Raw genomic sequence first — 21,411 nt, 5'->3', positions numbered from 1 at the left:
AATATTCTTAACAATTCTTAAAGAGAGTCGTTAGGGAGAATGAAGGAGAACACAATGGTATCGACCATACGCACCTATTTAGAGCCGATCGCCGCCTGGTTTGGCAGTTTGGGTGTGCCAGAACCGATCGTGCATTGGGGCCATCCTTTGATGATGGCGATCGTAGTGTTTGTGATGGGAAGCTTTGTGGGGTTAGCTGGTTGGCGAGGACGAGTGGCAGCAGATAAGGATACGGCGATTAAGAGTCGTGCCGATCATCGAAAACTGGCTCCCTTGATGTATTTGTTCATTGTGTTGGGCTACACGGGTGGCGTTTTGTCGCTAGTCATGCAGCAACAGCCAATTTTTGAGAGTTCGCACTTTTGGACGGGGTCGGCGGTAATTTTGCTGCTGGGGATGAATGCCGTGATTGCAGGGACTGGATTTGGGAAAAATAAGGCCATGCTGCGAACGACCCATGCCTATCTGGGCAGTACAGCATTATGCCTGCTTTTTCTCCACGCCCTGCTGGGGCTGAAACTGGGACTGTCAATCTAGGAACGTTAGAGTTTGCCGGTCTGATTGTTTCTGTAGAAGCCTGATGTACTCCCTGATGTGCTCCCTGGTGTGCTCTCTGGTGTGCTCTTCTGATGCGATCACCTGATGTGCTTGCACTCACTTGAGGTCATCATGCTTGAATCCTGGCTGTTCTGGTGGAAGAAAGGGCAGGGGCAATTTCTTTCATAGGAATGGTTTTATGGTTGCCATCAGGGGTATCATTTTTTGTTCTGCTTTCATTCTGGGTTTACTCTTCACTGGGGTTTCCGGAACGGTTCGAGAAATTCCCGTCGGATCGATCGCTCTCTTACTATTCAGCATCCTGGCATCATTCTTAATACCTCGATTTTGGCGTGTTGGAATTCAGTCCTGGGTTTGGGCGATCGCTGGCGCAATTGCATTCCTAGCAGGGCTATATTTCCAATGGCGACTGCCCCATCCGGGGGTGATGGATATCAGCCGTTTGCTGACAGAACCCACTTCATCTCTGGCGGTGGTCGTGACGGGAAAAATTGAAATATCGCCCCGTTTGACCCAAAGCCAGCGAATTCAGTTTGAACTGAAAGCAACCCAGGCACAGACGCACTCCCGAGATCAGCCAGCATCAAATACCGGGACGAATGAACCCGCTGTGACGGGCAAGGTGTACGTTACGGTTCCCCTACTCCAGGGCACAGGACTTTATCCGGGGCAAACCATCACCATCACTGGATCGCTGTATTCTCCCAAGCCTGCAACCCATCCAGGTGGATTTGACTTTGCCCAGTACCTGAGACAACGGGGGATTTTTGCGGGTCTAAGCGGAGAAACGATCGATCGAACAAAGATTGGCCAAACGCAAAATCGGGCTGCACCTCCCATCCTCTGGCAAATCCGACAACGGATGATTCGCGCTCAAGTGAAGGGGGCAGGCGTACCGGAGGGTGTGCTGCTCAGTGCCATGGTCATGGGGGGGCGATCGGTGGATGTCCCCTATGCAGTGCGGGAGTCGTTTCGGCTGGCTGGACTGTCCCACACGCTGGCGGCTTCCGGGGCGCATGTTGCGGTTTTGCTGGGGGTCGTGATGGCCCTGGCACGACGCAGTTCGGTGAAATGGCAGGTGGGCTTGGGACTGGGAACCCTCGTGATTTTTGTGGGATTGGCTGGCTTTCAGCCTTCGGTTCTGCGCGCCGCCATTATGGGAGGGACAGCCCTGCTCGCGCTGCTGAAAGAACGCAAGGTGAAACCTTTGGGGGCCTTATTAGTCACTGCGGTGATTTTGTTGGTCATTAACCCGTTGTGGATCTGGGATGTTGGTTTTCAACTCAGTTTTCTGGCCACCCTTGGATTGTTAGTCACCGTTCCGACTCTCAGCCAGTGGCTGGATTGGTTGCCGAAGGGGTTGATTCCCTCGTTTGCCGTGCCGATCGCAGCCTATTGCTGGACGTTGCCGATTCTGCTCTATGCGTTTGGCGTGGTTTCTGGATTCAGCGTCTTGATTAATGTTCTCGCCAGCCCATTGTTTACGATCGTCAGTCTAGGGGGAATGGCCAGCGGTTTGGCCGCTTTGATTCATCCGGAGCTGGGACGGCTGGTCGCTTCTGGGTTGTACTATCCGGCGCATAGTCTCATTGCATTGGCGGAGTGGGGCAGTCGGCTACCGGGTAGTTCGTTTGCGGTAGGACGGATTACGGTGCTGCAACTGGTGCTGCTCTATGGCTTAATGGTCGGAGTTTGGCAGTGGAAACGATCGCAACGGTACTGGTGGATTGCGGTCGTCATGGGAATCGGTTTAGTCGTGATTCCAGTGGGGTATGGGGTTCTGAATCGATTTCAAGTGACGGTGTTGGCAACCTCCAGGGAGCCAGTCTTAGTGATTCAAGCACGGGGTACGGTGGGATTGATCAATGCAGGGCAGGAATCGGATGCTCAGTTCACTCTCTTACCGTTCTTGCAAAGTCAGGGAATTAATCAAATTGATCAGGCGATCGACGTAACTGCATCTGAAGGCTGGCGAAGGATTGCAGCAACGCTACCCATTCAGCGGTTTGATGCGCTGGAGGCGGGTCGTGCGCCTGGGGAAAACATGCCTGAGGAAAATATGCCTGGAGAAAATGCGCGAACGGTCAGGATGACGAGGGAGGACGGCGAGGTGTCGTTACTTTCCCCCCAACACCCGATTGCGATCGGCTCGGTGACGGCCCAGTTACTCCCTATGGTTACCCCAGTCCTGTCGCTTCAGGTGAGTGGCCAAACCTGGTTGCTGCTGGATCGTTCTTTCAATGAAATAACTCAAACCCAAGCAGAGGCGATCGCAGAGGATGCGCATTTGATCCACCGATTGCCCCCGGCTTCGGTGCTTGGGTGGTCAGGTTCTTTCATGGATTTAGAGGTTCTGGAGGCAGTTCAGCCTGAGGTGGTGATTGCCAATGCGCGATCGCTTTCTCTTCAAACGCAAGAGTGGCTTGACGCTCACGGTGTTACGACTTACCTGACTGGACGGGATGGCGCGATTCAATGGACGTTGGACAAGGGCTTCAGGGCAATGATGCAATCCAGTGCAATGTGACGAACGCAGGTGTTGTCATAAATGCAAATTCATTTTCGATCTACTGAAACTATGGCGGTTTGACTTACTCAGCAGAGATGGGAGATTCGGTTGTTGCCGCTGTTTCAGTCATCAGTTGATGTGTCCGTTGCTCCAGTTCCTCCTCACTAATGAGGTTAGACTCCAGCACCAGCCGTTCCAGGGAAAGAAGCCAGCGTTGATAGTAGTCCCAATCGGGATCGTCTTTACAGTGTTCTGCTTCCCATTCCGCGATGGCTGCAATTAACTGTTGGCGAAAGTCTTCCCATTCGTAGTGGCCTTTCTTGGAAAGGGCGATCGCCATGCCAAACGCTCGACCTTCCCAGGGTCTTTGAAACAAAAGCTCGCCATTACTCCGAGGGGGAGCATCTTCGCTGCCAATCATGCTGGCGGTTGCAAATTGCTCGAACTTAATTTGCATGGTGTTTTCTTCCTGTCCCTACTGGGTTTGCATTAAGGATGTGGATTGAAGGTTTGGTTATAGTCTTGTTTGGTTGACTGGGCAGGCAAGATGCCCACCCCACAAGAGTTTTAGTGATTTAGTATCTAGTTAATGGTTTAGTTGGCTGGGCGGACAAGATGCCCACCCCACAAGAGTTTTAGTGGATTGGAGTCTTTGGTTTAAGCGGGGATGACGACTTTTGCGGCCCCTTGCATTGATTCTGGAGTGATGATGTCTGCAAGCTGTGCTTCTGTCCAATCTTCTGTGCCTTCAGGACGTTCCGGGACAACAAACCAGCGGATTTGAGCACTGGTATCCCAGACCCGCACATCAACGGATTCAGGAATATCCAGACCAAACTCTTTCAAGACCTTTCGCGGTTCCCGGATGGCTCTGGCGCGGAACGTAGGATCTTTGAACCAGTAGGGCGGCAATCCTAGAACGGGCCAGGGATAGCAGGAACACATCGTACAAACGATTAAGTTATGGACTTCAGGGGTGTTAGCAACTGCTTTCATGTTTTCCCCCTCTGCTCCCGCCATGCCACGCGGAAAGTTCAGTTCTGCGATCGCCGCAGGGGTATCCTCTAGCAACCGTTGCTTGTACTCTGGATCAACCCAGGCTTTGGCAACAATTTTGGCACCGTTGAACGGCCCCATGTCCTTTTCAAAAAACTCAATCACCTGATCAACGGTTTCCCCGGTGATAATTCCCTTTTCGATCAGCAAAGACTCCAGGGCACGCACTCGCGCTGCGCTGTAGGTTTCCCGCTCAACATTTTCACTCATGCATCCAAACTCCTCAATTGTCCCAACTAGTAGATTACGCAGGATCTTCGAGATAGGCTTCGAAGATCTGAACGTAAATTTCCGTATTCGGTTCGGTTAGGTTGTCCCAAATCTCATGGGAGTTGAACTTGACGTTGTAGATGGGCATTGGATCGCCAACTCCGTCCCCCGTAGGAAAGTAGTAATTGTAAGCACCTTCATAGACTTCATCCACAACCCCCTGTTTAGTTCGCAGATAGCCCGGCAGTTTACAGTGAGCTACTGGAGGCGGATTTTTGACGGTGACAACATCCCCAACCTTGAACTTGGGTTGAACGTCTACCTCACATTTGGGCGAGTCCCCCACCCGGAGATATTCAATCACCTGTTCATCGATCGCAGGTTCGCCCCCGGCAGGGAGAGGTGCTTCCAGATTCTCCAGATACTCAGTCGTTTTGGCATCCAGTTCTTCTTTGCTGACATAACCGGAATCCACAAAGAATCCCGAAATTCCCCCCAACCATTTCTCGTAGTACCGATACTTGAAGTAGTCAAAGGGATTCAGTCCCTCTGCGCCCGTTCGCAGATGTCCCCACGTCCAGAAACTTTTGAAGGTCGTCGGTACATTCTTCACCGCTTCCAGATGGTTACTTAGTGCCATCATGGCAACGTGAATGCCGAAGATTCGCTGTTCCCAGGGTTGGACAAAGACCCGCTTTTCAAAGCTGGAGGGTTCTAATCCTTCCAATCCGCCGATGTAGTGTTGTAGCTTCATATGAGTTGTTTGTAGAGACTTTCTGTAATGTGTAGGAGGTGATTCAAATCCGGGTACGATCGCGTTCCATAACGGGTTCACGGGTCATCGCATTGCCCCAAAGCTCTGATAGGTAGCCAAACAATCCCCCCAAAATCATGGCGGCGGCTGCAACAATCCCCGGATTGGTTAATCCAGCCGTTGTAATCGGCATTCCCGTAGCCACGCTGGTGCCAACCGTAGAGGCAAATCCCCAGACGATCGCCGGAATCGCGGTGAGAATCGGGATTTTGGAAACCTGCACCATTGCAGCACTGCCAAGCCCGACGCAGATCGCAGCAACCACAACGTTGTCACCGATCAGGGCGATCGCCAGCAGGGTCAGCGAAGCAATGAGAATGCCCGTTAAGTTAGACACAATGCTCTGAACCAACCCAGCTTTTCCACCGCCCAGGATGAAAAAAGATGCCCAGGCAATAAAAGTAACCCAAACCGGAACAAGAATCACCGTTGCGGTCAGGTAAGTGTCGATCGCGCCTAGAACGCCAATGCTGACGCTGTAGGCATCTAGCTTTTTCATCTAATTTTCTCCTCTCAGTATGGGACGGATCACCTTGAATCTTGTTTATGACTGGGCGGACAAGATGCCCACCCCACAAGAAAATTGTTTGTTGAGTTCTGTAGCGCAGGCATCTTGCCTGCCGGTCAAACATGATCTGAGGAACAGTAGCGCAGGCATCTTGCCTGACAGAAAGACATGATTCTGAGTAACGGTATTGTAAAGACTCTGAATCATAGATGTTCAATCCGTCTGAGCTAAACAAGACTGAAATCCTGCTGTCAATTCAGACTCTGACAGATTCCTCCCAATGAAGACGAGTTCATTTCGCCGCAGTTCGTCCGGCTTCCACATCCGCCCTGGACGACCATCCAGCAGCATATGCACCCCCTGAAACACAAACCGGCGATCCTCTGAGTCGATATCCAAAATGCCTTTCATGCGGAAGATATCGGTGCCTTTCTCTTGCAGGAGTTGATAAATCCAGCGGTTGAATTGGTCTCCATCCACTGCTCCCGGTTGAACAATGGCAACCGAAAACACCGATTCATCGTGGTCATGGGCCGTTTCATTGAGAAACTCCGGGTCAATATGGAGGGCTTGCTTCAGGTCAAATGCTTTGATGCCCAGAATTGCATCCATCGACACATCGCTGTTCTGGGTGCGATAAATTTTGGCGAAGCCCGTCATGCTGCGAATGCGCTGCTCTAGCTCGTCCAACTGTTCAGGAGATACTAAATCTGTTTTGTTCAACAGAATGACATCTGCAAAGGCAATCTGTTCTTGAACTTCGTCGCTGTCCCAGTGTCCCCAGATGTGTTTGGCATCAACAACGGTGATAACGGCATCCAGTTGCGTTTTGGAGCGCATCACCTCATCCATGAAGAAGGATTGAATCACAGGAGCCGGATCAGCCAGTCCGGTGGTTTCAATCACGAGATAATCAAACTTGTCCTGCTTCTCTATTAAGGAGTTAAAGATCCGAATGAGATCACTGCGAACGGTGCAACAAATGCACCCATTATTCATTTCTAGAATTTCTTCATCAGCATCAATGATCAACTGGCTATCAATGCCAACTTCTCCAAATTCATTGACGATAACAGCCACTTTTTTACCATGCTCTTGAGTGAGCAGGCGATTCAGCAGGGTGGTTTTTCCTGCTCCTAAATAACCCGTGATGACGCTGACCGGTACAGGCGATCGCACTTCAGCAACCATAGCTTTAAACGCCCTAGCTTTCGTACATGAACGACAAAAACATGCTCTCACAAGCATTCCGATAACTATCCGATTGGCAAATGAAGGGAGGGACAGCAGCACTCAGATCGACGGTAATTGCTGCTAAAACCATTTGCCCGCATGCTTCTTCAGTAGTTCATACAACGGCATACTACGGGGAGTGGTAACAGCAAACTGTATCTCAGGACACACTAACTTGCATTATTCATGAGGAGGGGCAAAGAGGGCAAAGGGGACGAGTTTAGAAATGTAGAGCGTTGATGCTCCTTGTCCCTTTCCACAGTTCAGAACACTACTCATCAGGACACTACTCCATGAGGACACTACAACCGATCGCGTATCTCCTCCAATTCCTGCCGCATTCCTCCCGGTTGATAGCCCAGGCTGAACGCCAGGGAACTATCCATTGATACATCTTTGGCCCTGGGGGCAGCCATGGGCACATCTGCCTGTTTGCAGGGATTCAAGTTTGCGTTGGTAATTTGCAGGATGTCCACCAGCATTAAACCCATTTCGTAGCGAGACAGGCGATCGCATCCCCCTAAGTGAATCAATCCCCTGGCTTTTTCCAGAGCCAACAAAATGCCTGCTGCTGCTGAAGTGCCGCTGACAGGTGTGCGAATTTCATCGGTGAAGAGATTCAGCACTTGTCCTGTCCGAATTCGTTCGATAAAAGGCTGAATAAAGCTTTGGGCGTGGGGAACTGCCCCAAACATGAGCGGCATTCGACAAACCACTGCCTCCGGATGCCGTGCTAAAATGCCAAGTTCTGCGGCAGCTTTCTGTTCACCGTACAGGTTAATTGGACAGACTGGATCAGATTCACGATAGGGTGGATTATTCCCATCAAAAACCAGTTCAGAGGAGGTAAACCCAAAGGGAAGATTCAGGTCTGCACACAATCCAGCTAAATTCCAGGATGCAATCACATTGATCAGATGCGATCGTTCTGGATGATTCTGGCATTCATTAGGTTGGGACATCGCCGCAGTATGGATTACTGCATCGGGTTGCAAGGTCTGAAATACTGATTTTAGCTGGTCAAAATTAGTTAAATTTAGCTTCAAAAGGGTTGTATTAGGAATCTCTACTTCATGGGAGCTATAGATACCGTACACATCCCACTCAGCTTGAGCAATTTGGCACAAATGCCATCCCAAAAATCCACTTGCTCCCGTAATCAAAAGTTTCTTCATGCCAGATGATCCAACTCCGAGTTCTAAATCATACAAGTTGTTTGCCGATCGCCTTTAGCCCCTGAAGAATCTCAGACAAATCTCCAACCGTTTCAATCACCTGATACACTTTTGACTGGCTGTAGACTGGCGGTTGTTGAGGGTTTAACTTCAGAAAAACAACTTCTCGGCCATTGGTCACCATGCCAAACCGATCGCCCTCTCCAGTAGATGCAGTCGCCGATGCAGCAGGCTGACTCAGCATATAACTTAACGCCTGGGGAATGCCAGTCGTCACATCAAATCGAGATTGCTTCGACTCAATGACTAATACCCACAATTGCTGTTTGACCACCAGGACATCAATACTACCTGTAAAGGTCTGATTTGCATCGATGACCACTAGCCTGGTTGAAACTTCAGTCCGAATGGAAAACGGGGGTTGGTAGAACCCTGCTAAATCCAGCAAAGGCGCAACGACAACCAGCTTCACAACTTCCTCTAGCGGATTGGTTTCAATGATATTCTCGTAGTTGCGTTTCAGGCGATCGAGGGACTGTTGTTCAAAATCCGTTAACGGCTCAACTTCCCTCAGCCACTCTTCAAAGAATGGAGCTGAACGATCGCGGTTCAGTCCAAACGTTTCTCTTAAGTCGCTCAGACTCAAACTGCTAATGGGTTGTGAAACGGTGGAGATTTCCATACACTTGCATCAGTGTTGCTGACAGGTTCTATATTCCCCAGCTTACCCGTTCCGGATTTGATTGACCTCGATCGCAAACCTCCTTCAACCCGAACTCGCCTCCCCTCTCAGTAGAATCTCCTAACCCTTAAAACCATCGTATTCCTGCGGATGGCGATCGGTGGAACGACTGAATAGCTTAGGTGAGGGAACTTCTATCTCAGTCGTATCAAGCATCACCTACCACTATGTCTATCAGCACTGCCGATAATACGCTGCGGGGAGCACGTGACCTTCAGGTCATTGATGGAAGCAGAACCGTCAGAGGGTTTGTGGGAAAAGCCGATCGCCGGGATTTCTACAGATTCAGTCTCCAGCGATCGAGCGATTTGAATGTTTCCCTCGACCGATTAAAAGCGAATGCGAATCTAGCATTGCTGAACGCAGGGGGACAAATTCTCGGTACTTCAAACCGGAAAGGACGTACCCCTGAAACCATTTCTGCAGGACTGGAGGCAGGGGTTTACTATATTCGGGTGAATCAGCGCAAAGGAGATACTCGATATCGGTTAAGACTCACGGCAACCCCTTCACCGGAACCGATCCCAACCCCTCCTGATGGAGCTATCCCTGGAGACACCTTACCCACTGCCCTGAATCTGGGGATATTGACGGCAACTCGGACACAGCAAGAGACGATCGGGGAGAGCAATCCGGTAGATCTTTATAAATTCAGCCTGAATCAGATTAGTGAGTTCAACGCATCCCTCAGTGAACTGACTGTTGCAACGGATCTGAACCTGATCTGGGATAAAAACGGGAATGGTTTAATTGATGACAATGAACGCCTGATGACTGGATATGCCTCTCCTTTGGGCAGTAATCCCGTCACCATGACGCTGGCGCAGGGGACTTACTTTGTGGAAGTGCGAACCTTGAGCGATCGCGTATCTCCCTACGAACTCACCCTGTCTGCCACCCCTCAGTCCAGCAATATTCCTGTTGATCCAGGTAGCAGCCTCAAAACAGCCCATAATGCAGGCATCGCAACGGGCAGCTACACAGCCAGGGAGCTAATCGGCATCACCGATCCCACAGACTATTACAAATTCACGCTTAATAAAGTCAGCGAGGTCAAAGCAACACTGAGTGGCTTATCCCATTCTGTGGATATGGCCCTGATTTTTGATGCCAATAACAATGGACTGATCGATGAGGGAGAACGCCTGGCCTACGGCAATGGCTCAATCTATGGCGGGATTCCCCTCACCAAAACCCTGCCCCAGGGAACCTATTTTATTGAGGTCAAATCCTCCCACAAGTTTAACAATACGCTCTATAACCTGACCCTGACCACAACCCCCAAACCCAGCAATATGCTCATCGATCCGGGCGATACGCTGGCAAAATCCCACAACCTGGGCACGCTGACCTCTTCCCTGGTTGCCCATGATTTAGTTGGCGGCATTGACAAACTGGACTACTACAAATTCACAGTCCAACAATCTACAGCCTTGAGAGCAAGCCTCAGCGGTACGTCAGATGCTGTCTACCTCAGCTTAATCCGCGACTTCAATGGAAATGGTGTCATTGATGGCAATGAACGACTTGCCTATGGATCAGCCTCACCTACCTGGAATGAGCCGATTCTCCGATCGATCGCCCCAGGCACTTACTTCATTGAAGTTTTATCCTATGCCAAATTTGATAACACAGCATACACCTTAACCCTATCGACTTGAGGTATTTTTATGTAAGAGAGGTATTAATCGCCGTGTTTCTACTGAATTCATGCGAAATCCTGCACTGATTCTTTGCTTACTGACTGTTTCGCTGACGACCCCTGCTAGCGTACAGCCAGAGGTTCTAAACGTAGAACAAATGCATCTCATTGAACCCGTCAGCCTGGAACGCTTGCAGAATGAACAATGCGGCATTGCTACCTACTACGATTATGGTCATCTCACCGCAAACGGTGAAAACTTTAATCCCCAGGAATTAACGGCAGCCCATCCCTCTATCCCTTTCAACGCCTGGGTCACGGTCATTGATCAACACACCGGAGCCTTTGTCCAGGTTCGCATCAACGATCGCGGGCCCTGGGTGGATGAACATATCATCGACCTGACCCCCGCCGGAATGGATGCGATCGACCCTAAAAATATCTCCGATATTCGGATGGTTTGTATTTATTGGGATGAGGTGGGGTAGGGGAGTGGGGAGTGGGGAGTGGGGAGTGGGGAGTGGGGAGTGGGGAGTGAGGAGTGGGGAGTGAGGAGTGGGGAGCAGGGGTATGCGGCAAAATAATGTACCCGGTTGGGGCTTACCCGGTTGGGGCGCACTGCTGTGCGCCCTTACTTCTTGTGGGGTGGGCATCTTGCCCGCCCAGTCTACAAACGGTGACGCATCAAAACCGATCAGAAATGGAACTTTGCACTCAGCCACAACCCATTCTGCCGCAGATTTAACCTGGCTCGTCTGAGTCCCTCTCCATCTTCAAACTCAAAACTGTTGAACCGATAGCCCAGTTGAAGCGACACGAGAGACGACAGACGATATTGAGCACCCGCCAGCAAATTCCAGGTTAAATTCCGATCGGCTCCAATATTAAATCCCGACACATCTCCCCGCAGTCCCAGGGCAACGCGATCGGATAGGCCTAACCCAAACTGGGCACCGATCATGGGTTCAACCAGGGTTCTGGAGAAGCGAAGTTCTCGATCGATCGCAGGGACTCTGTCATCTGGAATTGGAATGTTATCAATGCGGACTGTATCCACTTCAATCGTTTGTCTTAAAGAGTTGGTACGGATTCCCACGATAGGAGCCACTACCAGACGTGGATAGAAGTTTGCCTCTTCTGGTGAATCATTTAAGGATGTATCAACGACTCGATAGGAGACCGCTGCATCTGCCGTAATTTGACGAAAGGATACACTCCCATCCGCAGTAACTTGAAGGGGGGTGTTTAATGCAATCTGTCCCAGTTGTCCAAGCTGTTGTAACCGTTCAGGGCTAAGTTGTTGAACGATGGGTTGCAACCGGGCCGGATCAAATTGTTGGGCAAACTGTTCAACTCTTCCGGGGGCAGCGCGTCGGACAAACTGAATCAGGCTGCCACCAGTAAAGGTTCTTCCCAACCTGCCGCTGTCACTCCCGTAAATATAGAAACCATCGACAATCAAACCTAACCGATTCCGCTGTGCTTCCAACCGCAAGCCTGAATTAAAGGCCCGATCGAAGTTCAAAATGTCGCCTAACCCTAGATCAACGGAAGTTGTCCGTCCAGCAACCGTGACATCTGCCTCAATGTCGAAGGGAACGAAGAAATAGGGTTCCACTGAAAATCGCCAGCGATCGGCTAGTTCAGGGGTGGTCAATTCTTCGGCAGGGGGAGGTGTGGGAATGCCTTGAGCAATGGGATCTGCGGGAAAGGACAGCTCTAGAGCTTCAATACCCAGAGCTTCAATACTTGTAGCCTCATCACCCGTAGCCTCATTACCCGTAGCCTCATTACCCGTAGCTTCAATACTTGCAGCCTCATTACCCGTAGCTTCAACATCAACAGGCTGAATTGCAAAATTAGTAGGAGCTAACTCAGCAGCAGGAGCCACCTCATCAATGGGTTCGATCGATAAAGTATCTGAGCCGTCAGTTTGGGGCAGAATGGGGGCTGGAGCAACGGACTTTTCCGCTGGAGCAAACCAGCTTTCTCCAGAGGCAGGATGGGGTTCTGTATTGGCAGTAAGTTTGTTGGAATTGGCGATCGTCGGATTCTCAATCGTCGGGTTCTCAATCGTCGGGTTCTCAATCGTCGGGTTCTCAATCGTCGGATTCTCAAGAGAAGATTCAGAATTGAGTTCAGAACTGTTGCTTTGAGTCCGAAACGCAGGGGATTGACCTTCTGCACGTACAGGCAAACCTGAAAGGACGATCGCTATCGACAGAATGCTGCTAGCATACAGCCAAAATGATTTTACTAACAAAAAATTATCAAATCTCGAATAATTTCTAGTAGAAAGCTGAGTTTGCTTGTTTCTCATAATTGAATTTACATCATGTCAAATATTTTTTATTCCTACTTTCTCTGATTCCTGCCTCAAGCTCTGATTCCTGCCTCAAGCATAGTTTCCAAAACTCGCCTTGCATCTTCTCATTTTGCCTGACACCAAACTTTAGCACCGAACCAATCGATACAAATAGCAAAAAAACTTTAAAGAGCCGCTCAAGTTGCCGTTGATTACTGAGGCTGATCAATCCCTGAAGTCACGGAAACCTTACCACAAACTTTCATTTGTTTTCAAGTCCTGCATCAAAGTACGCTGATTTTTTCATTAAAAAATGATTAAAAAACGTTTTGTCCCTCAACTGCGCTACAGGGCTGGCTTATACTGACCTTGAGTTATGATTTTGCTTATAATTTTTTCTTTAACAAGTTTTTTAATGAACCATTACAAACAGTCCAGTGGAGAGCATCCTGAAGCAGTTGTGGAATCCTGTCTCTAAGGAAAGTTTGCTTGCCAATGCGGGTTGGACTGTGAGCAAAATAAGGCGATCGACATCGGATCAGGTTGGCGTTGTGTACTGATTTTCACTGCTCAGCGATCAATTGTTCATCGCTGAAATAACTATGTTGAACGAACTGCCTGGATAGCTATCCAGATCTTCATAGAAGATCAAGAATTTCAGGTAAGAATTATTGGAGATGACATGGTTCGATCTCGTAATCCTAAAACCTGCGATCGGCTGATTAAGATCTTCAAAGACATTGCCGTTTGATAGTTCCGTTTGATAGTTCCGATCGCCCTTTTTGTTCATTGCTACCGTGGAAATTTGCATATGCGATTACGTTACTCGATCGTTTTCGGGACTCTGCTAGTACTACTAATGGGATTATTTACCCAAACGGGATTTGCTCAAGGTCAAGTATCCCCCGGCATCTCAAATCAGGCATCTAGCGTCCTATTTGAAAATGTGCGAATTTTTGACGGCACTTCTGAGCAACTGTCTGCCCCCTCCAATGTATTAGTCGTTGGCAACGAAATTCAAACCATTTCTACTGAGTCGATTCCTGCCCAAGGGAACGTCACCCGGATTAACGGCGACGGGCGGGTGCTGATGCCCGGACTGATTGATGCCCATGTTCACCTGTTTATGGAGACGAGTTCCCCTGAGGAGCTATTAGCGGGCAGTGCCTCCCCAGAGATCCTGTTTCGCCAGGCAGGAGAGAATGCAACAGCGATGCTAATGCGGGGGTTTACCAGTGCCCGTGATCTGGCTGGGCCGGTGTTTCAGCTCAAGCGATCGATCGATCGGGGGGATGTGATCGGGCCCCGCATCTCGCCCGCTGGGGCAATGATTTCGCAAACGGGCGGTCATGGGGATTTTCGGGGACTGGATGAATTACCCAGAACCCCCACTTCGGAACTCAGCCCGGCAGAAAGGTTTGGTGTGAGTGCGATCGCCGATGGAGTCGATGAAGTGCTTCGCAGTACCCGTGAGCAACTGATGCGGGGGGCGACCCAAATTAAGCTGGCGGCAGGGGGAGGTGTCGCGTCGGACTATGACCCGATTGATGTCAGCCAGTACACCGAAGCTGAGTTTAGAGCGGCTGTAGAGGCGGCTGAAAATTGGAATACCTACGTTGCCGTCCATGCCTATACACCCAGAGCGATTCAGACGGCAATTCGGGCGGGGGTGAAAAGCATTGAACATGGGCAACTGATGGATGAGGAAACCGCTCAGTTGATCGCGGCAAATGATGTCTGGCTGAGTATGCAGCCGTTCCTGGATGATGAAGATGCCAACCCCTACCCGGAAGGTTCCAGCAATCGGGCGAGTCAATTGCAGGTGGCAGCCGGAACGGATAACGCTTATGAACTGGCGAAAAGATACAACATCAAAACGGCCTGGGGAACGGATAACCTGTACAGTGCTCAGGGAGCGGCGCGTCAGGGGGCAAAACTGGCAAAGATGGTGCGCTGGTATACTCCGGCGGAGGTGCTGAGGATGGCAACGAGTACCAATGCTGAATTACTGGCGTTGTCTGGCCCCCGCAATCCCTATCCTGGAAAGTTGGGGGTAGTGGAAGAAGGAGCCTTGGCAGATTTGCTGCTGGTCAACGGCAACCCGTTGGAAAATATTCAGTTAGTTGCAGACCCAAGCAATAATTTTGTGGTGATTATGAAGGATGGGACAATCTATAAGAACCTCCTCAATTAATTGCAGCGGGTGGAAACTTGATTAGAGCGGCGATCGAAAGCTGACAACGGGATTTTTGCAAAACTAGAATTTGGCAAAACTAGAATAAAGTTAGCAGGCGACCATTACTCCACGAGGGACGATCGATGACTCAGGCGCAAGAGGTCTCTAATTTCCTGGAGCCGGGATTTGAGGATGAGGAACTGGTAGAAATGCCCAGTCTAGAACCCAGCCTGGAACATGGCGCGATCGGCATTCGCTTGGGGCGGTATTTGGATACTTACGTGGAAGAACACCGTCTGGGACTGGTTTGTAACTCCCAAACCACCTATCAGTTTGTGGGAGAGCGACCGACTCGCTTCCCTGACTTATCCTTTGTCAGCCGCGATCGACTGCCCGATCGAATTGATCAAAATGCTAACTTTGCCCCGGATTTGGCGGTAGAGGTTTTGTCTAAAGGGGATGATGCGTCAGAAGTAGACAAGAAAATTCTGCAATACCAGCGATCGGGCGTGCGGCTGGTGTGGGTGGTTCATCCAGCAATTCAAGCGGTTGATGTGTATCGATTGCAGGATGGCCTGAAGCTGCAACGGCTATTACCAGGAGATGAATTGTCGGGAGAAGCAGTCATTCCAGGTTTCACGGTTCCCATCAGCCGATTGTTTGACTTTCCCAATGTTCCTTCACTGGATGCATGATCAGGAGGTGCATAGCATTGGGCTAAAAAGCTTCGACAATTCATCCGATCGCTACCAGCTCCGCCAGCACCAGCACATCCATCCGTCCCCGTACAGTGAACTCCCCTGCCTGAGCCACTACCTCCACTTCATCCTCGATGCTGACATAGAAGGGAGGCAAAAAGAATGTTGCCAGATCCAGTAGGGGTGCAATAACCGCCAGTTTAACTGTGTTTTCTAAAACCGATCGCCGTGCCAGATTATTGAATGCTTCTCGTACCCGATCGAGCCGTTGTTGCTCAGAAAGCGTTAGCTCTGGTAGATCCTGCCGCCATTCTGGAAATGCTGCATCCGACTCGATCGCCTGTAAGCCAAACTTTTCTTCTAGCTGATAAAGTGTGACTCGATCGGCTGAAACCGTTTGCACCATGCTGCACCTCCGACCAGTCTGTAGGTAATCAGTCTAACCTTTTCAATTATGTTGCTTATCCTCTGGGAGTGGAAGGCGTGGTCGTAGGCGAGGGAGACACCTATGAAGCAGCCCTGGCAGATGTTCGATCGGCTCTCAAATTTCATATTGAGTCATTTGGTGAAACGGATTGACCTGAACTGCTTTGCTTACATTCACTGACACTCCCACCCTTCAGCCTGCCTCAAATGATACAAATGCTCCTGGGTAGGAATCGCAAAAAAAAATTTGGGGGGGTGATATGAAAGTTGAAAACGGTGGGTAAGTTATCTTCAGGAGTTAGAAATCCACACACAAATCCCGCAACTCAAGGAGTACATCCCATGAAATCTGAATTTAAAGCAAAGTTCCTTCAGCACATGATCCGCCGCAACAAGTCCGAGAAGGGCTTCACGCTGATTGAACTGTTGGTTGTAATCATCATCATCGGTATTCTGGCTGCGATCGCGCTTCCTTCCTTCTTAAACCAGGCTGCAAAAGCGAAGCAATCTGAAGCGAAGAGCTATGTGGGTTCCGTCAACCGTGCTCAACAGGCTTACCGGATTGAGAGCAACGTGTTTGCAAATACCTTCGACAACCTGGAAGTAGGTTTACCCGATACAACCAACAGCTATGAATACACTATCCCAGTTTCTGATGCAGAAAAGGGCATTGTTGCTGCTAAGTCCCTAGACGCGAAAGGCCTGCGCTCCTACTCTGGTGGTGTATTCATCAATACTGATGGTCAAACCCGTGCAGTCACTTGCGAAGCTCCTGGTGTAGGCGATACTGTGGTTCAGCCCACTGATGGAGAAACTTGCGGTGGTGGTTGGAAGAAGCTGTAACCAGCCTCGCCTGAGTAGTTTCGTCTGACTGATACAATCCAATTTTCAATTGCCAGGTGGGGTTTCCTGCCTGGTATTTTTTTTGACATCAATCATTTGAACCATGAACCCATGAACCCACGAACCATTGTCGTCCAATTCCCACCCGTAGGGGCGAAGCATTTGCGTAAAAAATTGGGGTGTTGTCCCATACGCTTGCCGCAAATGCTTCGCCCCTACCCCACGCGAAACCCCGACACCGATATTGGCATTGAAACCCCAACCCAAAACCCGATCGCCTAACCCGATCGCCCTAACCAACCCAACCCAAAACCCGATCGCCCAACCCAACGCGAAACCCCAACACCGATATTGGCATTGAAACCCCAACCCGATCGCCCAACCCGATCGCCCCTACCCAACGCGAAACCCCGACACCGATATTGGCATTGAAACCCCAACCCAAAACCCGATCGCCCATACCCAACCCAAAACCCCGACACCGATGTTGGCATTGGAACCCCAACCCCACCCCAAAACCCGATCGCCCTATCCCCCCGCCGCCAACGCAATTCCCCTGGGATAAATCAAATGTTCCTGCACCTGAATCCGAGCATGGAGCGTTTCCGCCGTATCATCGGGCAATACCGGAACCGCCGCCTGAATAATGATTGGGCCGCTGTCCACCTCCAGTTCCACATAATGCACCGTACAGCCTGCCACCTTCACGCCTGCCGCCAGGGCCTGCTCCACCGCTCTGACTCCCGGAAAACTGGGTAAAAGGCTGGGATGAATATTCAGCATTCGTCTAGGAAATGCCTGGATTAAGACCTGCGTGACGACGCGCATCCAACCTGCCATAATGATCCAGTCCACCTGATGCTCCTGCATGACCGAAACGATCGCCCCATCCAGGGCCTCGCGGCTGGGATAATCCCTGTGGTTTAACAACACCCTGGAAATTCCCAGACGATCGGCTCTGTCTGCCGCCTTTGCCTCCGGTCGGTTATACACCATCACCTGAATTTGCGCATTCAATTCACCACTGGCGATCGCCTGGGCAATACATTCAAAGTTGCTGCCGCTTCCAGAGGCCATAATGCCTAACTTGAGGGGTGCTGAATTTTGGTGGGTTGATACGGGCAACGACACCCTGGGCGACATCAGGCTGGCGGTTTCAGGGGAAGAGACATCAGGAGACATGGCAGCTCAGAAACAGATTGCGATCGATCACGGTATCACCTAAACGATTCAAAACGCAAAATGATTTTTTGGACAAGATGTTGTTTGGGCAAGATGATTTTTGGGCAAAGGGTGTTCTGGTTTACAGTTTTGCGATCGCTCAAGGCACTCTGATCAATGAGGCACGGGAACATGTCACTTGTGTCGCCCTCACCCTAAATCCCTCTCCCAAAGGGAGAGGGACTTCAATCCGGCTCCCCTTCTCCCTGTGGGAGAAGGGGTTGGGGGATGAGGGTCAGACTTGCAAACGTGACATACTCCCTTCCGATCCACCCACCCCTACCCTCAACCTCCGTAATCTCACTGTTCCAGATCGCCCATCTCGATCGCGTATCCTTGTCCGTTAATGCCCTCTTTTTGCTATGCCAACCAAGTCCTTAAACGACACCCAACGAGAAACCCTGGAAGCCTGGTTGTTTTTGGCTCCGGCTTTACTTTTGTTGGGCGTGTTTGTGCTGTACCCGATCGCCTATTTGGTTTACCTCAGCTTTACCACTGGTAGCTTTACTCGTGCCGGAGTCACCGGGGTAGGGTTCAGGAACTATTTGCGGCTACTGCTCGACCTGGATTTTTGGCAAGTATTAGGAAATACCGTGTACTTTACGATCGCCACAGTCATTCCCAGCATTCTGATTCCCCTGGGATTAGCCGTGCTGTTAAATCGATCGGTGGCATTACGAGGCTTGTTGCGGACAGCTTATTTTATTCCGTCAATTACTTCCTTGGTGGCAGTGGGGTTAGGGTTTCGCTGGCTGTTTCAAACGGATGGCCCGGTAAATGCAGTATTGGCTGGATTGGGAATTGAGGCGATTCCCTGGCTGGGCAGTACCGTCTGGGCAATGCCCGTTTTGATTTTACTCAGTACCTGGAAGCAAATTGGCTTCAACTTAGTCGTGTTTCTGGCAGGACTGCAAACCATCCCGGTGAGCCGCTATGAGGCCGCAGAATTAGATGGGGCAGGGGGATGGCAAACCTTCTGGCATATCACGTTACCTGGACTGCGCCCCACCTTTATCTTTGCCCTGATTACCACCCTGATTTTTACCCTGCGGAGCTTCGAGCAACCGTACGTAATGACAGGGGGTGGGCCGTTAAATTCAACCAACTTACTGGTGTTCTACATCTACAACCAGGCCTTTTCTCAGTTCGACTTTGGCTATGCCGCAGCCGTAACGACTGTTTTACTGGCTGTAACCCTGGTACTGGTGTACGTACAGCTTAAAATCTCTGGAGAAAACTCTGGGGAAAATTCTTAAGGAATTCGTCGATCGCTTTACCCTTACCCTTGCTGGAGGGCAGAAATTCGGTGTATGAATGACGAGAAATTTCAAATTATTAGCGGGCTAGAAATGCGGCTGCAACGAGGCAATTATCGAGAAGATTGGCTCTTTTGTCTGGGGTTAGGGATTGCCGCCCTGATTCTTTTCACCGTGCAGCTTGGGGAATTGCCGCTCCGCGATTGGGATGAAGGCTTGGTGGCGCAAGTGGCCCGCGAAATTTGGCAGGCTCCGTTTGAATCCTTAACCTGGCTCTATCCCACCCAATGGGGCGAACCGTATTTTAATAAACCAACCCTGGTGCACAGCCTGATTGCCCTCACCTATGCGATCGGTGGCGTGAGTGAATGGACGGCCCGGTTGCCTGGAGCCATGCTAACGGCCCTGTCGGTGCCCTTCCTCTACGGCATTGGGCGGGAAGTGTTCTATCCCCGATCGTCTGCCCTGTTTTCAGCCCTGGTTTATCTCACCCTGCTGCCCGTGGTGCGGCAAGGACGGCTGGCCATGCTGGATGGGGCAATCCTCTGCTTCATGCTGCTGATGGTCTGGTGCTTGCTGCGGGCCCGTCGGGACTACCGCTATAGCCTGGGGGTGGGCATTGGCTTTGGGCTGATTTGCCTGACGAAGGGCGTAATGGTGGGCATCTTGCTGGTGGCGATTGCGATCGGCTTTATTGCCTGGGATACTCCCCGCCTGCTCAGACTGCCCTACCTGTGGATTGGGCTAATGTTTGGTGTCGCTCCGGTGGCCCTCTGGTACTATGCCCAGTGGCAGCATTACGGGGCATCGTTCTTGGGAACCAATCTGGTAGATCAGTCCCTCCAGCGCATCTGGACAGGAGTAGAGGGAAATGCCGGCCCACCCTGGTATTACCTGCTGGAAATTCTGAAATACACCGCTCCCTGGCTGCTGTTTTTACCCCTGGCTGGAAAATTAGCCTGGGACAATCGCACCCTGAGTTGGGCTAAATTGGCGATCGTCTGGGGCGTGATCTACCTGATCGTTATTTCTCTGATGACAACCAAACTGCCCTGGTACGTGTTGCCGTTCTATCCCGCCTTTGCCCTACTGATTGGGGCCCAGTTGACCGAACTCTGGAATCGAGGCCAGCGGGTTGGGATTCGCTATCAACCTCCCCTGCCCTATTCCCTCGGTTGGGCCAGTTGGTTTGGCGTATTGTCGATCGCCGCCTGGGCTGGTATGGTCTACTTCGGCTGGATGCAATCACCCCGCGATCTGGGTCTGGCAATGGTGCTGGCAGCCGTGGGAATTACCATGACCCTGGCCACAATGCTGGTGCTCTCCCAGGATCGGCAGTTTGTTGTGATTTTACTCTGGGGTACTTACCTCACCTTCGTGCTGTTCGTCATGTCCAGCCATTGGGTCTGGGAGCTAGCAGAATCCTACCCCGTCAAACCCGTTGCCGCTTTGATTCAGCAACACGCACCAGACGGGCAAAGCATCTACACATCCTATCCCCACAACCGGCCTTCCCTGAACTTTTATAGCGATCGCCCCGTCCTACCCGCTTCTAACCAACAGTTGAATCGCCGCTGGGAAAGAGACGATCGGCCTTTTTTCCTGTTGGATGAACCAACTTTCACCAATTTAAACCTGGAAGCCGCTCAGGTGAAGGGCACCGCAGAGGGCTGGATGCTGGTGACGAAAGAGGGCAATGGATGAATTGGGTTGAGAGGGGATGTTTTTAAAGTCCTGCTGTTGGTAGCAAAACGGTTTGGATCCCCCTAAATCCCCCTTAATAAGGCAGGGTTGATTTGTTAGATAGAGAAAAAACTCAAGACCCGCATTTTTACGTTGCGCCTACTCTGATGCCTAACGGTGTTACAGGATTCAAGCAGTTTTTCTCTTCTTAAAGAATCTTCCCTACCCTTGTTAAGGGGGATTTAGGCGGATCTATCAGGGTTTGAGCCTCTCAGCCAAGATCTGTGTACACGGTAGCTTTTCCCTGTGGGAAAAGGGGTTGGGGGATGAAGGTCAGACTTGCAAACGTGACATAC

The 21,411-nt window shown here is 50.7% G+C and carries 24 protein-coding genes; 12 read left to right on the top strand and 12 right to left on the bottom strand.

All coding sequences use genetic code 11. The features are described from left to right. The first annotated feature begins 54 nt into the window (after nucleotides 1–54). Together ACM1PF_RS20090 and ACM1PF_RS20085 are read left to right on the top strand one after the other, a co-directional pair. The gene (locus tag ACM1PF_RS20090) at nucleotides 55–537 is read left to right on the top strand and encodes a DUF4079 domain-containing protein (RefSeq protein ID WP_416666421.1); all 483 of its coding nucleotides are present in this window, start codon (nucleotides 55–57) and stop codon (nucleotides 535–537) included. A 199-nt stretch (nucleotides 538–736) separates the two neighbouring features. After that, complete coding sequence (locus ACM1PF_RS20085; RefSeq protein ID WP_416666420.1) at nucleotides 737–3,085, top strand: ComEC/Rec2 family competence protein; 2,349 nt, start codon at nucleotides 737–739, stop codon at nucleotides 3,083–3,085. A gap of 64 nt (nucleotides 3,086–3,149) precedes the next feature. Here the strand turns inward: ACM1PF_RS20085 and ACM1PF_RS20080 are convergent, their stop codons facing one another. The 7 genes from ACM1PF_RS20080 to ACM1PF_RS20050 form a co-directional block, all read right to left on the bottom strand. Continuing rightward, a complete protein-coding gene (locus ACM1PF_RS20080) occupies nucleotides 3,150–3,524 on the bottom strand; it encodes a nitrile hydratase accessory protein (protein WP_416666419.1) in 375 nt (124 codons plus the stop codon). A gap of 200 nt (nucleotides 3,525–3,724) precedes the next feature. Continuing rightward, nucleotides 3,725–4,333: a nitrile hydratase subunit alpha gene (nthA, locus tag ACM1PF_RS20075; protein WP_416666418.1), complete on the bottom strand. Its 609-nt coding sequence runs from the start codon at nucleotides 4,331–4,333 to the stop codon at nucleotides 3,725–3,727. A 34-nt stretch (nucleotides 4,334–4,367) separates the two neighbouring features. Continuing rightward, complete coding sequence (gene nthB, locus ACM1PF_RS20070; protein ID WP_416666417.1) at nucleotides 4,368–5,087, bottom strand: nitrile hydratase subunit beta; 720 nt, start codon at nucleotides 5,085–5,087, stop codon at nucleotides 4,368–4,370. A gap of 43 nt (nucleotides 5,088–5,130) precedes the next feature. Further along, nucleotides 5,131–5,646: a DUF1097 domain-containing protein gene (locus ACM1PF_RS20065; RefSeq protein ID WP_416666416.1), complete on the bottom strand. Its 516-nt coding sequence runs from the start codon at nucleotides 5,644–5,646 to the stop codon at nucleotides 5,131–5,133. 222 nt (nucleotides 5,647–5,868) lie between these two features. After that, nucleotides 5,869–6,846, bottom strand: coding sequence for a CobW family GTP-binding protein (locus tag ACM1PF_RS20060; protein WP_416666415.1), 978 nt, complete (start codon nucleotides 6,844–6,846; stop codon nucleotides 5,869–5,871). Between the two features lie 344 nt (nucleotides 6,847–7,190). Continuing rightward, nucleotides 7,191–8,063: an SDR family oxidoreductase gene (locus ACM1PF_RS20055; protein ID WP_416666414.1), complete on the bottom strand. Its 873-nt coding sequence runs from the start codon at nucleotides 8,061–8,063 to the stop codon at nucleotides 7,191–7,193. A gap of 28 nt (nucleotides 8,064–8,091) precedes the next feature. Then, nucleotides 8,092–8,745 carry a type I restriction endonuclease gene (locus tag ACM1PF_RS20050; RefSeq protein WP_416666413.1) on the bottom strand — a complete coding sequence of 218 codons (654 nt, stop codon included), beginning with the start codon at nucleotides 8,743–8,745 and terminating at the stop codon, nucleotides 8,092–8,094. A gap of 227 nt (nucleotides 8,746–8,972) precedes the next feature. Between ACM1PF_RS20050 and ACM1PF_RS20045 the strand changes: the two genes are divergently transcribed. Both ACM1PF_RS20045 and ACM1PF_RS20040 read left to right on the top strand, forming a co-directional pair. Further along, nucleotides 8,973–10,466 carry a PPC domain-containing protein gene (locus tag ACM1PF_RS20045; protein WP_416666412.1) on the top strand — a complete coding sequence of 498 codons (1,494 nt, stop codon included), beginning with the start codon at nucleotides 8,973–8,975 and terminating at the stop codon, nucleotides 10,464–10,466. A 49-nt stretch (nucleotides 10,467–10,515) separates the two neighbouring features. Beyond that, complete coding sequence (locus ACM1PF_RS20040) at nucleotides 10,516–10,935, top strand: septal ring lytic transglycosylase RlpA family protein (RefSeq protein ID WP_416666411.1); 420 nt, start codon at nucleotides 10,516–10,518, stop codon at nucleotides 10,933–10,935. 206 nt (nucleotides 10,936–11,141) lie between these two features. Here the strand turns inward: ACM1PF_RS20040 and ACM1PF_RS20035 are convergent, their stop codons facing one another. Further along, nucleotides 11,142–12,710 carry a hypothetical protein gene (locus tag ACM1PF_RS20035; RefSeq protein ID WP_416666410.1) on the bottom strand — a complete coding sequence of 523 codons (1,569 nt, stop codon included), beginning with the start codon at nucleotides 12,708–12,710 and terminating at the stop codon, nucleotides 11,142–11,144. A gap of 619 nt (nucleotides 12,711–13,329) precedes the next feature. Further along, a complete protein-coding gene (locus ACM1PF_RS20030; RefSeq protein WP_416666409.1) occupies nucleotides 13,330–13,563 on the bottom strand; it encodes a hypothetical protein in 234 nt (77 codons plus the stop codon). Here ACM1PF_RS20030 and ACM1PF_RS20025 point away from each other — a divergent pair, their 5' ends adjacent. Further along, on the top strand, nucleotides 13,564–14,946 hold the full coding sequence (locus tag ACM1PF_RS20025) for a metal-dependent hydrolase family protein (RefSeq protein ID WP_416666408.1): 1,383 nt from the start codon (nucleotides 13,564–13,566) through the stop codon (nucleotides 14,944–14,946). It abuts the gene before it with no gap. 125 nt (nucleotides 14,947–15,071) lie between these two features. Further along, nucleotides 15,072–15,623, top strand: a complete 552-nt coding sequence (locus tag ACM1PF_RS20020) for a Uma2 family endonuclease (protein ID WP_416666407.1) — start codon at nucleotides 15,072–15,074, stop codon at nucleotides 15,621–15,623. A 40-nt stretch (nucleotides 15,624–15,663) separates the two neighbouring features. Here ACM1PF_RS20020 and ACM1PF_RS20015 read toward each other — a convergent pair whose 3' ends face one another. Then, nucleotides 15,664–16,032, bottom strand: coding sequence for a hypothetical protein (locus ACM1PF_RS20015; protein ID WP_416666406.1), 369 nt, complete (start codon nucleotides 16,030–16,032; stop codon nucleotides 15,664–15,666). Nucleotides 16,033–16,394: 362 nt separating this feature from the next. Here ACM1PF_RS20015 and ACM1PF_RS20010 point away from each other — a divergent pair, with 362 nt between their 5' ends. Together ACM1PF_RS20010 and ACM1PF_RS20005 are read left to right on the top strand one after the other, a co-directional pair. Next, nucleotides 16,395–16,895, top strand: a complete 501-nt coding sequence (locus tag ACM1PF_RS20010) for a type IV pilin-like G/H family protein (protein ID WP_416666405.1) — start codon at nucleotides 16,395–16,397, stop codon at nucleotides 16,893–16,895. 111 nt (nucleotides 16,896–17,006) lie between these two features. Further along, a complete protein-coding gene (locus tag ACM1PF_RS20005) occupies nucleotides 17,007–17,177 on the top strand; it encodes a hypothetical protein (protein WP_416666404.1) in 171 nt (56 codons plus the stop codon). On the opposite strand, the gene ACM1PF_RS20000 is transcribed toward ACM1PF_RS20005, so the two are convergent. Beyond that, the gene (locus ACM1PF_RS20000; protein WP_416666403.1) at nucleotides 17,174–17,389 is read right to left on the bottom strand and encodes a hypothetical protein; all 216 of its coding nucleotides are present in this window, start codon (nucleotides 17,387–17,389) and stop codon (nucleotides 17,174–17,176) included. The two genes, ACM1PF_RS20005 and ACM1PF_RS20000, sit on opposite strands and share 4 nt — an antisense overlap. A 34-nt stretch (nucleotides 17,390–17,423) precedes the next feature. Further along, a complete protein-coding gene (gene purN, locus ACM1PF_RS19995; RefSeq protein WP_416676735.1) occupies nucleotides 17,424–18,038 on the bottom strand; it encodes a phosphoribosylglycinamide formyltransferase in 615 nt (204 codons plus the stop codon). Between purN and ACM1PF_RS19990 the strand changes: the two genes are divergently transcribed. Genes ACM1PF_RS19990 through ACM1PF_RS19975 form a run of 4 tightly spaced genes read left to right on the top strand, consistent with a single transcriptional unit; the run spans nucleotide 17,974 to nucleotide 21,076 of the window. Continuing rightward, nucleotides 17,974–18,120 (top strand): hypothetical protein, encoded by a 147-nt coding sequence (locus ACM1PF_RS19990; protein WP_416676938.1) that lies wholly within the window; start codon nucleotides 17,974–17,976, stop codon nucleotides 18,118–18,120. The genes purN and ACM1PF_RS19990 overlap by 65 nt on opposite strands. A gap of 34 nt (nucleotides 18,121–18,154) precedes the next feature. Then, complete coding sequence (locus ACM1PF_RS19985) at nucleotides 18,155–18,463, top strand: hypothetical protein (RefSeq protein ID WP_416666402.1); 309 nt, start codon at nucleotides 18,155–18,157, stop codon at nucleotides 18,461–18,463. A 15-nt stretch (nucleotides 18,464–18,478) separates the two neighbouring features. Continuing rightward, entirely contained in the window at nucleotides 18,479–19,372 is an 894-nt protein-coding gene (locus ACM1PF_RS19980; protein WP_416666401.1) for a carbohydrate ABC transporter permease, read from the top strand. A gap of 54 nt (nucleotides 19,373–19,426) precedes the next feature. Beyond that, entirely contained in the window at nucleotides 19,427–21,076 is a 1,650-nt protein-coding gene (locus tag ACM1PF_RS19975; protein WP_416666400.1) for an ArnT family glycosyltransferase, read from the top strand. Nucleotides 21,077–21,411 lie beyond the last annotated feature (335 nt).

The sequence above is a fragment of the Egbenema bharatensis FJBBOT/2019 genome, assembly GCF_048077055.1.
Taxonomy (GTDB): Bacteria; Cyanobacteriota; Cyanobacteriia; order Elainellales; family Elainellaceae; genus Egbenema; species Egbenema bharatensis.
The sequence above is the reverse complement of the archived record's forward strand: the minus strand, read 5'-3'. Positions and strand labels throughout refer to the sequence as shown.

Coding starts and splice junctions, on each gene's coding strand:
- ACM1PF_RS19975 (WP_416666400.1), top strand. CDS start 19,427: ATGAATGACGAGAAATTTCAAATTATTAGCGGGCTAGAAATGCGGCTG.
- ACM1PF_RS20080 (WP_416666419.1), bottom strand. CDS start 3,524: ATGCAAATTAAGTTCGAGCAATTTGCAACCGCCAGCATGATTGGCAGC.
- ACM1PF_RS20050 (WP_416666413.1), bottom strand. CDS start 8,745: ATGGAAATCTCCACCGTTTCACAACCCATTAGCAGTTTGAGTCTGAGC.
- ACM1PF_RS20040 (WP_416666411.1), top strand. CDS start 10,516: ATGCGAAATCCTGCACTGATTCTTTGCTTACTGACTGTTTCGCTGACG.
- ACM1PF_RS20000 (WP_416666403.1), bottom strand. CDS start 17,389: ATGCCAACATCGGTGTCGGGGTTTTGGGTTGGGTATGGGCGATCGGGT.
- ACM1PF_RS19990 (WP_416676938.1), top strand. CDS start 17,974: ATGCCTAACTTGAGGGGTGCTGAATTTTGGTGGGTTGATACGGGCAAC.
- ACM1PF_RS20085 (WP_416666420.1), top strand. CDS start 737: ATGGTTGCCATCAGGGGTATCATTTTTTGTTCTGCTTTCATTCTGGGT.
- ACM1PF_RS20060 (WP_416666415.1), bottom strand. CDS start 6,846: ATGGTTGCTGAAGTGCGATCGCCTGTACCGGTCAGCGTCATCACGGGT.
- ACM1PF_RS19985 (WP_416666402.1), top strand. CDS start 18,155: ATGTTGTTTGGGCAAGATGATTTTTGGGCAAAGGGTGTTCTGGTTTAC.
- purN (WP_416676735.1), bottom strand. CDS start 18,038: ATGTCGCCCAGGGTGTCGTTGCCCGTATCAACCCACCAAAATTCAGCA.
- ACM1PF_RS20025 (WP_416666408.1), top strand. CDS start 13,564: ATGCGATTACGTTACTCGATCGTTTTCGGGACTCTGCTAGTACTACTA.
- ACM1PF_RS20045 (WP_416666412.1), top strand. CDS start 8,973: ATGTCTATCAGCACTGCCGATAATACGCTGCGGGGAGCACGTGACCTT.
- ACM1PF_RS19980 (WP_416666401.1), top strand. CDS start 18,479: ATGCCAACCAAGTCCTTAAACGACACCCAACGAGAAACCCTGGAAGCC.
- ACM1PF_RS20005 (WP_416666404.1), top strand. CDS start 17,007: ATGAACCCACGAACCATTGTCGTCCAATTCCCACCCGTAGGGGCGAAG.
- nthB (WP_416666417.1), bottom strand. CDS start 5,087: ATGAAGCTACAACACTACATCGGCGGATTGGAAGGATTAGAACCCTCC.
- ACM1PF_RS20030 (WP_416666409.1), bottom strand. CDS start 13,563: ATGCAAATTTCCACGGTAGCAATGAACAAAAAGGGCGATCGGAACTAT.
- ACM1PF_RS20065 (WP_416666416.1), bottom strand. CDS start 5,646: ATGAAAAAGCTAGATGCCTACAGCGTCAGCATTGGCGTTCTAGGCGCG.
- ACM1PF_RS20015 (WP_416666406.1), bottom strand. CDS start 16,032: ATGGTGCAAACGGTTTCAGCCGATCGAGTCACACTTTATCAGCTAGAA.
- ACM1PF_RS20010 (WP_416666405.1), top strand. CDS start 16,395: ATGAAATCTGAATTTAAAGCAAAGTTCCTTCAGCACATGATCCGCCGC.
- ACM1PF_RS20020 (WP_416666407.1), top strand. CDS start 15,072: ATGACTCAGGCGCAAGAGGTCTCTAATTTCCTGGAGCCGGGATTTGAG.
- ACM1PF_RS20090 (WP_416666421.1), top strand. CDS start 55: ATGGTATCGACCATACGCACCTATTTAGAGCCGATCGCCGCCTGGTTT.
- nthA (WP_416666418.1), bottom strand. CDS start 4,333: ATGAGTGAAAATGTTGAGCGGGAAACCTACAGCGCAGCGCGAGTGCGT.
- ACM1PF_RS20055 (WP_416666414.1), bottom strand. CDS start 8,063: ATGAAGAAACTTTTGATTACGGGAGCAAGTGGATTTTTGGGATGGCAT.